The 11,829-nt window shown below is 54.7% G+C and carries 12 protein-coding genes and 1 other RNA gene; 10 read left to right on the top strand and 3 right to left on the bottom strand.

What is annotated here, in order from left to right; translation table 11 throughout:
- Nucleotides 1-496: 496 nt before the first annotated feature.
- The 7 genes from O9H85_RS33410 to O9H85_RS33380 all read left to right on the top strand — a co-directional run bounded on the left by O9H85_RS33410 (nucleotide 497) and on the right by O9H85_RS33380 (nucleotide 5,149).
- Nucleotides 497-847, top strand: coding sequence for a hypothetical protein (locus O9H85_RS33410; protein WP_269885696.1), 351 nt, complete (start codon nucleotides 497-499; stop codon nucleotides 845-847).
- Nucleotides 848-852: 5 nt separating this feature from the next.
- Entirely contained in the window at nucleotides 853-1,176 is a 324-nt protein-coding gene (locus tag O9H85_RS33405; RefSeq protein ID WP_269885695.1) for a hypothetical protein, read from the top strand.
- Complete coding sequence (locus tag O9H85_RS33400) at nucleotides 1,062-1,880, top strand: helix-turn-helix domain-containing protein (RefSeq protein WP_269885694.1); 819 nt, start codon at nucleotides 1,062-1,064, stop codon at nucleotides 1,878-1,880. Before O9H85_RS33405 ends, O9H85_RS33400 begins: the two co-directional genes overlap by 115 nt.
- A 22-nt stretch (nucleotides 1,881-1,902) precedes the next feature.
- Entirely contained in the window at nucleotides 1,903-2,325 is a 423-nt protein-coding gene (locus O9H85_RS33395) for an alpha-L-rhamnosidase N-terminal domain-containing protein (RefSeq protein ID WP_269885693.1), read from the top strand.
- Complete coding sequence (locus O9H85_RS33390; RefSeq protein WP_269885692.1) at nucleotides 2,292-3,785, top strand: family 78 glycoside hydrolase catalytic domain; 1,494 nt, start codon at nucleotides 2,292-2,294, stop codon at nucleotides 3,783-3,785. The genes O9H85_RS33395 and O9H85_RS33390 overlap by 34 nt, the downstream gene beginning before the upstream one ends.
- Before the next feature lie 6 nt (nucleotides 3,786-3,791).
- The gene (locus O9H85_RS33385; RefSeq protein ID WP_269885691.1) at nucleotides 3,792-4,100 is read left to right on the top strand and encodes an alpha-L-rhamnosidase C-terminal domain-containing protein; all 309 of its coding nucleotides are present in this window, start codon (nucleotides 3,792-3,794) and stop codon (nucleotides 4,098-4,100) included.
- 119 nt (nucleotides 4,101-4,219) lie between these two features.
- A complete protein-coding gene (locus tag O9H85_RS33380; RefSeq protein WP_269885690.1) occupies nucleotides 4,220-5,149 on the top strand; it encodes an aldo/keto reductase in 930 nt (309 codons plus the stop codon).
- 90 nt (nucleotides 5,150-5,239) lie between these two features.
- On the opposite strand, the gene O9H85_RS33375 is transcribed toward O9H85_RS33380, so the two are convergent.
- From O9H85_RS33375 to ssrA, 3 genes are all read right to left on the bottom strand, one after another.
- Nucleotides 5,240-5,860 (bottom strand): response regulator transcription factor, encoded by a 621-nt coding sequence (locus O9H85_RS33375; RefSeq protein ID WP_269885689.1) that lies wholly within the window; start codon nucleotides 5,858-5,860, stop codon nucleotides 5,240-5,242.
- Between the two features lie 32 nt (nucleotides 5,861-5,892).
- Nucleotides 5,893-7,047, bottom strand: coding sequence for a sensor histidine kinase (locus O9H85_RS33370; RefSeq protein ID WP_269885688.1), 1,155 nt, complete (start codon nucleotides 7,045-7,047; stop codon nucleotides 5,893-5,895).
- A gap of 435 nt (nucleotides 7,048-7,482) precedes the next feature.
- Nucleotides 7,483-7,673, bottom strand: a transfer-messenger RNA (tmRNA) gene (gene ssrA, locus O9H85_RS33365).
- Nucleotides 7,674-8,108: 435 nt separating this feature from the next.
- On the opposite strand from ssrA, the gene O9H85_RS33360 reads away from it, so the two are divergent.
- From O9H85_RS33360 to O9H85_RS33350, 3 genes are read left to right on the top strand one after another with little or no spacing between them, the layout of a single operon-like run.
- Nucleotides 8,109-9,824, top strand: a complete 1,716-nt coding sequence (locus O9H85_RS33360; RefSeq protein ID WP_269885687.1) for an efflux RND transporter periplasmic adaptor subunit — start codon at nucleotides 8,109-8,111, stop codon at nucleotides 9,822-9,824.
- A gap of 41 nt (nucleotides 9,825-9,865) precedes the next feature.
- On the top strand, nucleotides 9,866-10,594 hold the full coding sequence (locus O9H85_RS33355) for an ABC transporter ATP-binding protein (protein ID WP_269885700.1): 729 nt from the start codon (nucleotides 9,866-9,868) through the stop codon (nucleotides 10,592-10,594).
- Complete coding sequence (locus O9H85_RS33350) at nucleotides 10,591-11,769, top strand: ABC transporter permease (protein WP_269885686.1); 1,179 nt, start codon at nucleotides 10,591-10,593, stop codon at nucleotides 11,767-11,769. Before O9H85_RS33355 ends, O9H85_RS33350 begins: the two co-directional genes overlap by 4 nt.
- Nucleotides 11,770-11,829 lie beyond the last annotated feature (60 nt).

Genomic DNA, 11,829 nt, shown 5'->3' with positions numbered 1-11,829 from the left:
TGCAGAGGCTCACGAGATGGTATGCCAAGAAAAGACAGCGTGCAAGATGGATGGGCTCGCTTCAAGAAGTAAGATTTCTGGCCAGTCAATGTGGACTTAAAACGCTCTTGTGATCTGCATGCACATGAATGACGAACATCGGAAAGCCGTATGAGGGAAAACCTCACGTACGGTTTGATGAGGAGGGGCAGATTTCTCTGCCCTTTACTCTAGTAATATTTATAAGTTTTCGTAGCTTATAGCTTCGCATCAACCTTGGTAAACGAGCTGGTCCTTGTAAGACAAGGACGGCGTAGCCGTTTATCCTGGCGTTCGGAAGCAAAAAAGGTGAGGCCGTGCAAAGATGTGATGCACGCTTCCGCCGCCTTCGATCGGGAGAGTGTGATGAGCCGGAAAAGTGTGAATTGCCGGCAATCCCCGTCTTCGGTATGCTGAATTCAGTCGGACTGCAGCCGAAGCATGTCAAGCAACGTGCAAGACAAATAGGAGAAAGGGAGTGGCTTCCATCTCAACGCCGGTTACCTCAGCAGAGGCCGCTCGCCTGCGTACCGTCCGCAGGATCGATCGAAAGCGCTTGCGGCAGAACGTGCCGATTCTGATCATGTTCTTGCCGGTGGTGCTTTATTTCCTGATCTTTCGCTACGCGCCGATGGCCGGCCTCATCATCGCCTTCAAAAACTATAATTTTACGGACGGGATCTTCGGAAGTCCCTGGGTCGGTTTGGGTAACTTCCGGATGCTGTTCACCCAGCCGTCCACTCTTCAAGTCATCCGCAATACGTTCGTTCTGAGCGTCCTGCAGGTCGTGTCGGATTTCCTTTTCCGATCCTGCTGGCGATTCTGCTGAACGAGGTGCGGCTCGGCTGGTACAAGAAGCTGGTTCAGACCATCGTTTATTTGCCTCATTTTCTGCATTGGGTCATCATCGGGGGCTTGATCCTCTTGATCTTCTCCCAGCAAAAGGGCATCGTCAACCATTTCGTCGCCGGCTGGTCCGGTAAGCCGTTCCCTTTTTTGTATAACGAAACGTCGTGGATGACCATCTTCGTCGCCTCCGGCATATGGAAGAGCGCGGTGTCGGGAGCTGTACGAGCCTCGGTCCGGGCATACGCGAATCGTCCGAGCAGGCGCGGGAAGCGCTGCAGTACAAATCGGCGCTGGGCAGCAACCGCGTGATCGGCTACGACGAAGCGGTGCGGCAGACGGAGACGGAGCTGTTCGACCGGCTGCAGCGGATCCGCGCGATGACCCAGTCCTACAAGACCGGGAGCGAGGAATGGAGGCGGCTGCTGGACGATTTTTTCACCGACCTCGGGAAAGGCTGGTATACGCATCAGGAAATCGTTAATCTGACGAATTACATGATCTTTACGCTGACCAAGGAGCTGTCGGAATTCCCGGCGGATTATTTGGCGATCTGGAAGCAGGAGGCGATCGGTCCGATGACCCGGGTCCTGGATACGTTCGATACGGTGGAGGATATCCGGCAGGTGTTCTCGAGCGCCCTGTACGGGGTCGAGACGCGGTGGAAGGAGCTGCGGGAGAACCGGAACAACCGCAATCTGGTGCATAGCATAAAGAGCTATATCGAGGAGCATTTCGGCAATCCGGATTTATCCCTTCAGCTGCTGAGCGAGGAATGCGGCGTGAACAAGAGTTATATCAGCCGGGTGTTCAAGGATGAATTCGGCGAGAATTTCGTCGATTACGTAGCCGGCATCCGCATCCGGGAAGCCAAGCGGCTCATGGAGGGAACGGAGCTGGCGATTCAGGACATCGCAGCTCGCGTAGGGTATGTGCATTATTTTTCATTCAACCGGGCGTTCAAAAAAGCCGTAGGCTTGCCGCCGAGCGATTTCCGCAAAGGGCATACCGTTTAACCGGCGTTACTTGGAGGAGAACATGGAAAAAACATGGCAGTCCGGTTGGATTACGGCCGAAGCTTTCGCGAAGCTGGAGCCGATCCCCGTACTTCGCAAGGCACGGCAGAAGGCGGAGCCATCCGCGCACCGGGAGGAGCTGAAGCATCACCATATGCTGGTGCGCAAGACGTTCTCGGTGAAGAAGCCGGCGGAGTCGGCCTGGATCGACCTTACGGCGGACGATTACTACAAGCTGTACGTCAACGGCGAATTTGTCGGGCAGGGTCCGGCGCAGGGGTATGCCGATGCCTATCCTTATAACCGGTACGACCTGTCCGGACGGCTGCGGCCCGGGGAGAACACGGTTGCTGTCCATGTGTACTACCAGGGGCTGATCAACCGGGCGTACCAGAGCGGGGATTACAAGGAATGCTCGCGGAGGTATGGGTGGACGGCGAGCTGATGGCCGGGACCGACAGCGGCTGGAAGTATACGGAAACGGCTTATTACGGGCGCAGCATGGCAGTAGGGTACGAGACGCAGTTTCTGGAGGAGCTGGATGCACGGCTTTCCCCCGGTGATTGGATGCGTCCCGATTATGACGACAGCGAGTGGAAGCCGGCGGTCGTGAAGGAAGCGGACGATCATCGGCCGGTGCTGCAGCTTACGCCGCCGGTCAGCGTTTATGAGGTGCGACCGGTGCGGATCGATCGGCTCTCGGAAGGGCGCTATCTGGCCGACTTCGGCGGAGAAGTGACGGGACAATTCCTGATGGAGGCGCAGGGCGAAGCGGGACAGCAGGTGAAAGTCCGATGCGGGGAGGAGCTTCTGGAAGGCGAGGCCGGCGTCCGGTTCCATATGCGATGCAACTGCACGTATAGCGAAACGTGGACCTTATCCGGCAGGCGGGACCGGCTGACGCCGTTCGATTACAAGGCGTTCCGGTACGTGGAAGTGCTCGGTCCGGAGTCTGTGCTTCAGCCGGATTCGTTCGCCGCGATCGTACGGCATTATCCGCTCGATGAGGAGGCCTGCACGTTCGAGTCGGAGCATCCGCTGCTGAACCGGGTATGGGATATTTGCAAGAACGGGGTCAAGTGGGGGTCCCAGGAAAGCTTCGTCGACTGTCCTTCCCGGGAAAAAGGACAATACCTCGGCGACAATACGGTCATCACGCATGCGCATATGTACGTATCCGGTGATTTGCGGATGACCCGCAAGGCGCTCACGGATTTCGCACACTCCTCGGAAGCGGTGTGCCTCGGTCTGCTTGCGGTCGTTCCCGGCAGCTTCATGCAGGAGATCGCCGACTTCTCGCTCCAGTGGCCGCTGCAGCTGCTGCAGTATTACCGGCAAAGCGGGGATGCGGATTTTGTCCGGGAGATGCTTCCCGTTGCCGAAGGAATTTGCGAGTATTTTGCGGGATATGCAAGGGAAGACGGCCTGCTGCACAACGTGAACGAGAAGTGGAACCTGGTCGACTGGCCGGACAATCTGCGGGACGGCTACGATTTTGCCTTGACGGATCCCGTTGGGGAAGGCTGCCATAACGTCATCAATGCATTTTATTACGGGTGTTTAAGCGCCGTGGATGAGCTTAGGAACGCCATGGGACTGGAGGCGGCGTATAAAGGGCGGCGGGTTCGGCTGAAGGAAGCTTACGTCAAGGCCTTTTTCCGCCCGGAAGCGGGGGTATTCGCCGATAGCGAGAGCTCGGAGCACGCTTCGCTGCATGCCAATGCGCTGCCCCTCTACTTCGGTCTCGTTCCTGCTGAGGCGGTTCTACCCGTCATTAGGCTGCTCAAGTCGAAACGGCTGGCCTGTGGCGTCTACATGGCTTATTTCTTATTGAACGGCTTGGCCTGCGTAGGGGAGCTCGCTTATGTGTTTGAGCTGCTGACCTCCGATGACAAGCGTTCGTGAGGCAATATGGTCAAGGAAGGGGCAACGACTTGCTTTGAAGCTTGGGGCAAGGATCAGAAATGGAATACGAGCCTGTGCCATCCTTGGGCGAGCTCTCCGATTCCGATCCTGATCGAGCATATCGCGGGACTTCGGCCGCTCGAACCGGGATGGAAATCGATTCAAGTCCGTCCGTATACCGGTCCCGAGGTGCCTCCATACGCGCTCAAGCTGCGGGTGGCCTCCGGGGAAATCCGCGTCCGCTATGGCGGGAGCCGGCTTGAAGTGAACGGTCCCGAAGGCGTTCCGATCCGCATCATGCCGAGCGAAGCGTAGGATTGTCCATAAATAATCACAAGATCGTCCAAAGAAAACCATACGGCAGGTATGCTATGCTTATGAGGATGTGTCTTTTCGAAGCTCCAAACATCCGGAACAAAGGAGAGAACCGAAGCATGAAATACCGTAAGCTGGGAAAATCGGGTTTGACGTTGTCCGCATTAACGTTCGGCTGTTGGGAGCTGGGCGGAGGACCTTGGGAATTTACAAGCGACGAGAATAATATTAAGGCGATTCAAGCCGCCCTCGATATGGGCATTACGACGTTCGATACGGCAGAAGGCTACGGCAACGGGCATTCGGAAGAGATCGTCGGCGCAGCGCTCGAAGGACGCCGTCACGAAGCCGTCATCTCGACGAAAGTAAGCCGCGCCAATTTGGCGCCTCAGGATGTGCGCCGTTCGACGGAATCGAGCTTGAAGCGGCTCAAGACCGACGTGATCGACATTTATTACATCCACTGGCCAAGCTATGAGATTCCCGTGGCGGATACGCTCGGCGAGTTCAATAAGCTGAAGGAAGAAGGCCTCATCCGGGCGATCGGGGTGTCCAATTTTTCGATCGAACAGCTGAAGGAAGCCGTGCAGTACGCTCAAATCGACGTCATCCAGCCGGAATACAGCCTGCTGCACCGCGAGATCGAGAAGGAGATTGTGCCTTTCCTGCAGCAGCATCAAATCGGGATCATGAGCTACAGCTCCATTGCCAAGGGCATTCTGACCGGCGCCTTCCATTTGGGCAGCAAAACGTTGGCGGCGGACGACTTCCGCAGCACGCGCCGATTGTTCCTGCCGGAGCATCTTAAGCTGGAGGAAGAGCTTATTCAAGCGTTGAAAAACATCGCGGACGCGAAGGGCCGCGCGATCTCGCAGATCGCCATCGCATGGCTGCTGCACCAGGAGGCGCTGACCTCGGCCATCGTCGGCTCCCAGAGCACCAAGCATATGCAGGACAATGCGGAAGCCGCACAGGTTGAGCTGTCGGAATCCGAGCTGGCCGAGCTGAATGCGGTCAGCAAGAAAGTGCTGGCGGGCATCGACGGTTAAGCCTTCTTGTTAAGCCCCCCTCTCCGTATGGTATACGAAGGGAGGGGGCTTTTACCCGAATGGGTAGGTATGAGGGAGAAAAGGTCTCGCTTATATCCGTTTTTTTAATTCCATGAGATGCTGCAGAACCTGCACCCGGTTGTTGACATTCAGCTTTCTGTATACATTCTTAAGATGAAATTTAACCGTTTCCGTCGTGATGTTCAGATGATCCGCCATTTCCTTGTTCGAGAAGCCATCGGTAATCAACCGTACAACCCTTGTCTCCTGTTCGGTCAGCATGACTTGTTCAGAGTGTTCTTCAGCCGGTAGTGCAGAATATGAATCGGAGGGCCTCACCGTCTCGTGCCGATGTCTTGTTCTGATCCTGTCCAGCGTCTTTGACATTCGCTCAGTGGTTACAGGCTTTATCAGATAATCCTGCGCGCCCATATCAAAGGCTTGAACCGCATAGTTGTCGTACCCGGTGACAAAAACCACATCTAGGGAAGGATGGAGATCAAGCAGCAGGCTGGACAGCCTTATCCCGTTTATTTCTGGCATAGAGATATCCAGAAACGCGATGTCGATGCGATTCGTCTTCGCGTATTCATACGCATCCCACGGGTTCAGAGAGGTGCGGCATATATCAATATCGCCGACGGCGGACAGGATCGTCTCCATACGTTCCACCGCCAATTGTTCGTCATCTACAATCAAGGCTCGCATCATCCGCTTTATCCTCCGTTCCGCGCCTGACTGGCTTACCTAGGAAGGTCGAAATAAATTTTGGTGCCTGTTCCTTCCACGCTTTCAATATGTACGCTTGTACCGTATATCAATTTGATGCGCTGAATAATATTTCTTAGCCCAACGCCCTTCTTGTTGCCATTCGGTTGAAGGATTTCTGCCAGTTGCCCCTTGCTCATGCCGCAACCGTTATCTTCTACAGCAAGGCTGATTGCGGCACCCGCTATCCGTTTGATCGATATTTTTACCGTTCCCCCAGTTAGATTGGACATCAGGCCATGCCTTACGGCATTTTCTACCAATGGCTGCAGGATCAGCGGGGGAATCCGGATGTCGAGATTCGCATCCACGTCGTATTCCACATTCAATTTCGCGCCGAAACGCACCTTTTCGATGTTGAGGTACGCTTGCACCAATTCCAACTCATCTTCAAGAGTCGATAATGAATCCAGATGCTTGAAGTCAAAACTTCTTCGCAAATACTGCGCAAACTCAAGCGTCAGCTCTTCCGCTTTACCAGGGTCCTTGACACACAATGCTGCAATCGAATTCAGGGTGTTATACAGGAAATGCGGTTTGATCTGGGAACGCAAGAAGGCGATTTCCGCATCCTGGGCTTTCCGGATCATTTCCCTTATCATTTCGTTTAGCATACTGAAGAACAATAACGCCGCCGCATTAATCACGATATGAAGGTAATCAATCCGAACAACCTCCATGAATGAAAGCCCTCTGACTAATGACACCGACGCTATTCCTGCAACACTGTAATAGAGCAGTAGCATAAACGCAATTTGCACCCGTTTGCTCTTCTTCGCTTTGATGAAAGAATTTTGAAAGAGCAAAATAACCGGCATACTGAATAGAAGGGCCAAAGTGGACGAGTACAGTCCCATATTGAACCCCATATACCAAAGGTACAGGATGATGACGGACGATAAAATAATGCCTGTTCCCGGGCCGCCATATAATGTCCCGAGCAGCAGCGGAACGATTCTGATATCTGTGTGGTAATAGGGAGTGACGGTGGCGGGAAAAGCCATACAAAAAAGGATGGATAGCCCGAATAGTACACTGAGGATGATCTTTTCGCTCTTCTGCCCGGACCTCTCCGCAAAAAATATTTGATAGGTAAAGATTAGCGTTGTTATAAACGCCAGCTGCAGCATAAAGTCCTTAAATAAAACTAAGTTCATCCTATCACCTTTGCAAAATAAATCGCTACAATTCTATAATATTCGACTTTATTTTCAAAATTCCTGTAACCTTTTCCTTGGAAACCTAATCCAATTTCGGCTTAGCAGCTACGGTTCCCTTTGCCAAAACATCGTACACCCCGACGCTGTTCCCCTACACTCTGCCTATCATTAGAACCCTCTGAACCCTCGGGGGCAAGGCAGACGATGGTAAGAACTGCCCCGACAAACGGAAAAAGCAGCAGTAAACAGAAGAATTCCTGCGACAACTGCTTTCTCAGTTCTAAGCCCCTATAGCAACCGCGACATTCCCGAGATCAAGAAGTTCATCGGCAGCTATGTGGAAAAGGTAATCGTCTATAAAGAGCATGTAGAGGTTAACTTTTAGCTCCAAGTTGTGGATTTTGCATATGGAGGCGAGGGGAGTTGAACCCCTTTCCGAAAATAACACCACACAAACTTCTACGGGTGTATTCCCAGTTTTGATGTCACCCGAGCATCACCCCGGAACCGGTTACGCGTTGGGTCAGCCTGATTGTCTTCTTCAGCTAGCCGCAGGCGAGACTAGAACCATTCCCGTCGAATCCAAGAACGCCCCCGCATCATAAATAACTATCAAAAAAATCATGCATATTTTTGCCGAACCTAAAATCATGCCTATGCTTGCCAAAGCGGCAAAATTATGACTGATTTTTCATACGCAGCAATGGGAGCTGTAGTGAACCGCCGGTCGCTACTCCTCCTCCTTATGAACCTGGGTTCGACTGACCACCATGCACCGCCGTTAACGCGTACGGCCTGGAGCGGCTAGCATCAGAAAGCATGGCAGCAACCGCTTCGCATCCTCCTCTCGGGCAAAGGCTCCGCCTTGATAAGCAAGGAACATGCAGCCGTAAACTTTGGGTATCCTTTAAGCGGGCGCTCAACTTCGTTTCACACTTCATTCACAAATCGCTTTTACAATTTTTCATAGGATGTGGCGCGAAGTCCGGAGCCTGAGGCCGAGGGATGCGTGTGAAGGAGGAAGAGGAAGCATGAGGCTGAACAAGCCATGGATCGCCGCCGTAACCGCCGTTGTCGTGCTGGGCGGGGCAGGCGCCTATTATTTTTTCCCGAAAACGAAGGCCAAATCGGCGGCCTCTGCGGTGACGGAGACGACGGTTACCGTGACCAAAGGAAATATCCGCTCGACGATATCGGGCACTTCCCAATTTGAAGCGAAGGATCAGCAAAATATTATTGCGCCCGCCGACGGCACCATCAAGACGATGAACCTGACGCGGAACCAGGCGGTGAAGAAGAGCGACGTGCTGTTCGTTATTTCAGATCCGACCAAGGAAACGAGCTTGCAGGAGGCGCAAAATTCGCTCGATCAGATGCAGAAGGATCTTGCGGATTTGCAGGACCAGAAGGCTCATATGACGTTTTTTGCCCCGACGGAAGGGAAGCTGACGCTTTCGAACAACATCGACGTTGGCTCGAATGTGAGCAAGAATGCGAAGATCGGCACGATCTCGGATTACAAGCATTTGAAGGTGACGCTGCCGTTCCCGCTCGACAGCGCCGTGCAGCTGAAGCCGGGGGATACGGTCGATCTGAGCGTGGACGGCTTTAAGCTGAGCAAATCCGCGTCGGTCCGCTCCGTCGACACAACGGCCAAGGCCGATTCCGACGGCTCCAAGCTGGTCGATGTGGAGCTCGCCGTCGATAACGACGGCACGCTGGATGCGGGCGTGAAGGTCAAGGGGTCGTTCAGCGTAAACGGGTTGAAGGTCGAATCCCGCAGTCAGGCGGCCTTGGATTACACGACGGTGGCCAATATCATGTCCGGAGCCTCCGGCAGTATCAAGCAGCTGAACTTCAAGACGGGAGATATGGTGCCGAATGGGGCTGTTCTAGCCGTGATGGGCAGCGACACGCTGCCTAACGATATCGTCAACAAGCAATCGCAGATCGAGCGTCAGCGCAATACGGTCGCGGATTTGACGAACAAGGTGAACGAGCTGACTGTGGTGGCGCCGTTTGACGGCGTGTTCTCCACCGATTTTGCCAACAAGAAAGCGAATGTCCTCGCCAGCTACCCGGTTGGCTCGAAAATTACGGCCAACACCCAGCTCGGCGCAGTAGCCAGCACTGACAGCATGCAGCTGCCGATTCAGGTGGACGAGCTGGATTTGCCGCAGATTAAGATGGGCATGAAGGCGGACATCAAGGTTGACGCGATTCAAGGAAAAACGTTCCAGGGCGAGGTCAGCCAGGTGTCGACGGTCGGGACGACGACCAACGGCGTGACGGCGTACGACGTCGTGCTGAGCGTTAAGGATACGAGCCAGCTGAAGTACGGCATGACGGCGACGGCGGATATATTGATCCAGGACAAGAGGGATGTGCTCCAGCTGCCGATTCAGGCGCTGCAGTCGCAGAGAGGGAACTACTCCGTCACGCTGCTGAAGCCCGACGGGACGCGGGAGGACAATCATGCGGTGAAGATCGGCGTCCGCAGCAAGACGAACGCCGAAATTACGGAAGGGCTGAACGAGGGAGACAAGGTGATCGTGAAGAGCCGATCCACGCAGCAAAGCTTGAGCCAACAGGAGCTCGACCGTTTGCGCCAGCAAATGCAGGGAGGCCAAGGATTCCCCGGCGGGTTCCAAGGTGGTCAAGGGGGCTTCCAAGGAGGAGGAAACTTCCAGGGCGGCGGCGGCTCAGTTCAGATTCAGAGAAGCTCTGGCGGCGGCAGAGGAAATTGATAGCTCAGAAGCAAGCGGGAAAGGAAGTGCCGCAAGTGAATATGATCGAATTGACGGATATCGTCAAGACGTATCAGAGAGGCACGCAGCAGCTGCATATTTTGAACCGGATCTGCTTCACCGTGGAAAAAGGCGACTTCGTCGCCATCGTCGGACCCAGCGGATCGGGCAAATCGACGCTGATGAACACGATCGGTCTGCTGGACGTGCCGAATTCCGGTACATATAAGCTGGACGGGATCGACACAATCAACATGTCGGATAACCAGCTGGCGGAGCTGAGGAACCGCAAGATCGGATTTATTTTTCAACAATTCAATCTGCTGCCGCGCCTCACGGCCATGGAAAACGTGGAGCTCCCGATGATTTACGCCGGCATCCCGCCCAAGGAGCGGAGGGAGCGGGGACAGGCGATGCTGGAGCTGCTCGGCATGGGTACCCGGGGCCACCACAAGCCTAGCGAGCTGTCCGGCGGACAGCAGCAACGGGTGGCGATCGCCCGGGCGCTGGCCATCGGCCCTTCGCTGCTGCTCGCGGATGAACCGACGGGAGCGCTCGATTCCAAGACCGGCGAAGAGGTGCTGGAGCTGGTGCAGAACCTGCATCGGCAGGGCAATACCATCGTGCTGATTACGCATGACCATCATATCGCCGAATCGGCCAGCCGGGTCGTCTCCATTCGGGACGGCATCATCGTGAACGATGAGCGGAACCTCCCAATGCTTGCGGAGGACCGCGCTAAAACGTTGGCCGGAGGTGCCGCGGTATGAGAACGATAGAGCTGCTGGCCATGGCTCTGCGTACGGTCACCGGCAATCCGATGCGCAGCTTTCTCACGATGCTGGGCGTTATTATCGGGGTGAGCTCCGTGGTGACGCTGGTTGCGATCGGCCGCGGTTCGTCGGATCAGATTGCGAAGCAGTATGAGAATATGGGCACGAACCAACTGGTTGTGAACGCGGGAGGGACCGGGAGAGCGACTCAGCTCGATTATAACGAGCTCATGCAGCTGGAGCTGTTTCCCGAGTTCCAGACGGTCGCGCCGACGATTTCTTTGAACGGCGCCAACATCAAATATGATCGTACGCAGGATAAATATAATGTCATCGGCACGAACGACAGATATTTGCCCTTAATGAAAGCGGATTTGGCGGAAGGGCGAAACATCGCGGAGGCGGACCTCGATTTCCGCAATCCGGTAGCGATTTTGGGCAGCGAGGTGGCTGACAAATATTTCGGCAATGCAAGTCCCATAGGCGAGGATATCAATATTAACGGCGTTGTATTTACGATCGTCGGCAAGCTGAAGAGCAAAGGCTCGAACACGGCCGGAACGTCCATCGATAAAGCGGTCATCGTGCCGCTCGTGACGGCTCAGCGCGTGTTCAAGCTCGGCCAAATCCGAACCACGTATATTGAAGCGTCCTCGAGCGATCAGCTCGCCAAGGCGCAGGATTTCGTCAAGCGCTACTTGACCAACAAGTTCAAGAGTGATACGGGCTTCACCATCATGAACCAGGAGGAGCTCATGAACGCGCGGATCGCAGCGACCAGCACGATGACGAACCAGCTGATCAGCGTAGCCGCCATTTCCTTACTTGTAGGCGGGATCGGGATCATGAACATCATGCTCGTCACCGTCAGCGAGCGGACGAGGGAGATCGGGATTCGAAAGTCGATCGGCGCGAAACGGCGGAACATCCTGTTCCAGTTCCTCGTGGAGGCCGTTGTGATCAGCGGTCTCGGCGGGTTGATCGGGCTGATCCTCGGGATCGCCGCCTCCTACGTGTGGCCGATGCTGAGTCCGGGTCAGGCGACGAAGGTCTCGTGGGATATCGGATTGTACTCGTTCCTGTTCTCCGTGTTCGTCGGCATGGTCTTCGGATTGTATCCCGCGAACAAGGCCTCCAAGCTTCGGCCGATCGATGCGCTGCGCACGGATTAAGCCGTTATGCCAGGAAGCTTCTCCTTAATCATAACGCCAAGAGATTAGTTATTGGAAAGC

Source organism: Paenibacillus gyeongsangnamensis (genome assembly GCF_027533625.1).
GTDB lineage: Bacteria > Bacillota > Bacilli > Paenibacillales > NBRC-103111 > Paenibacillus_G > Paenibacillus_G gyeongsangnamensis.
Note: the sequence above shows the minus strand (reverse complement) of the source record. Positions and strands in the feature narration are given on the sequence as shown.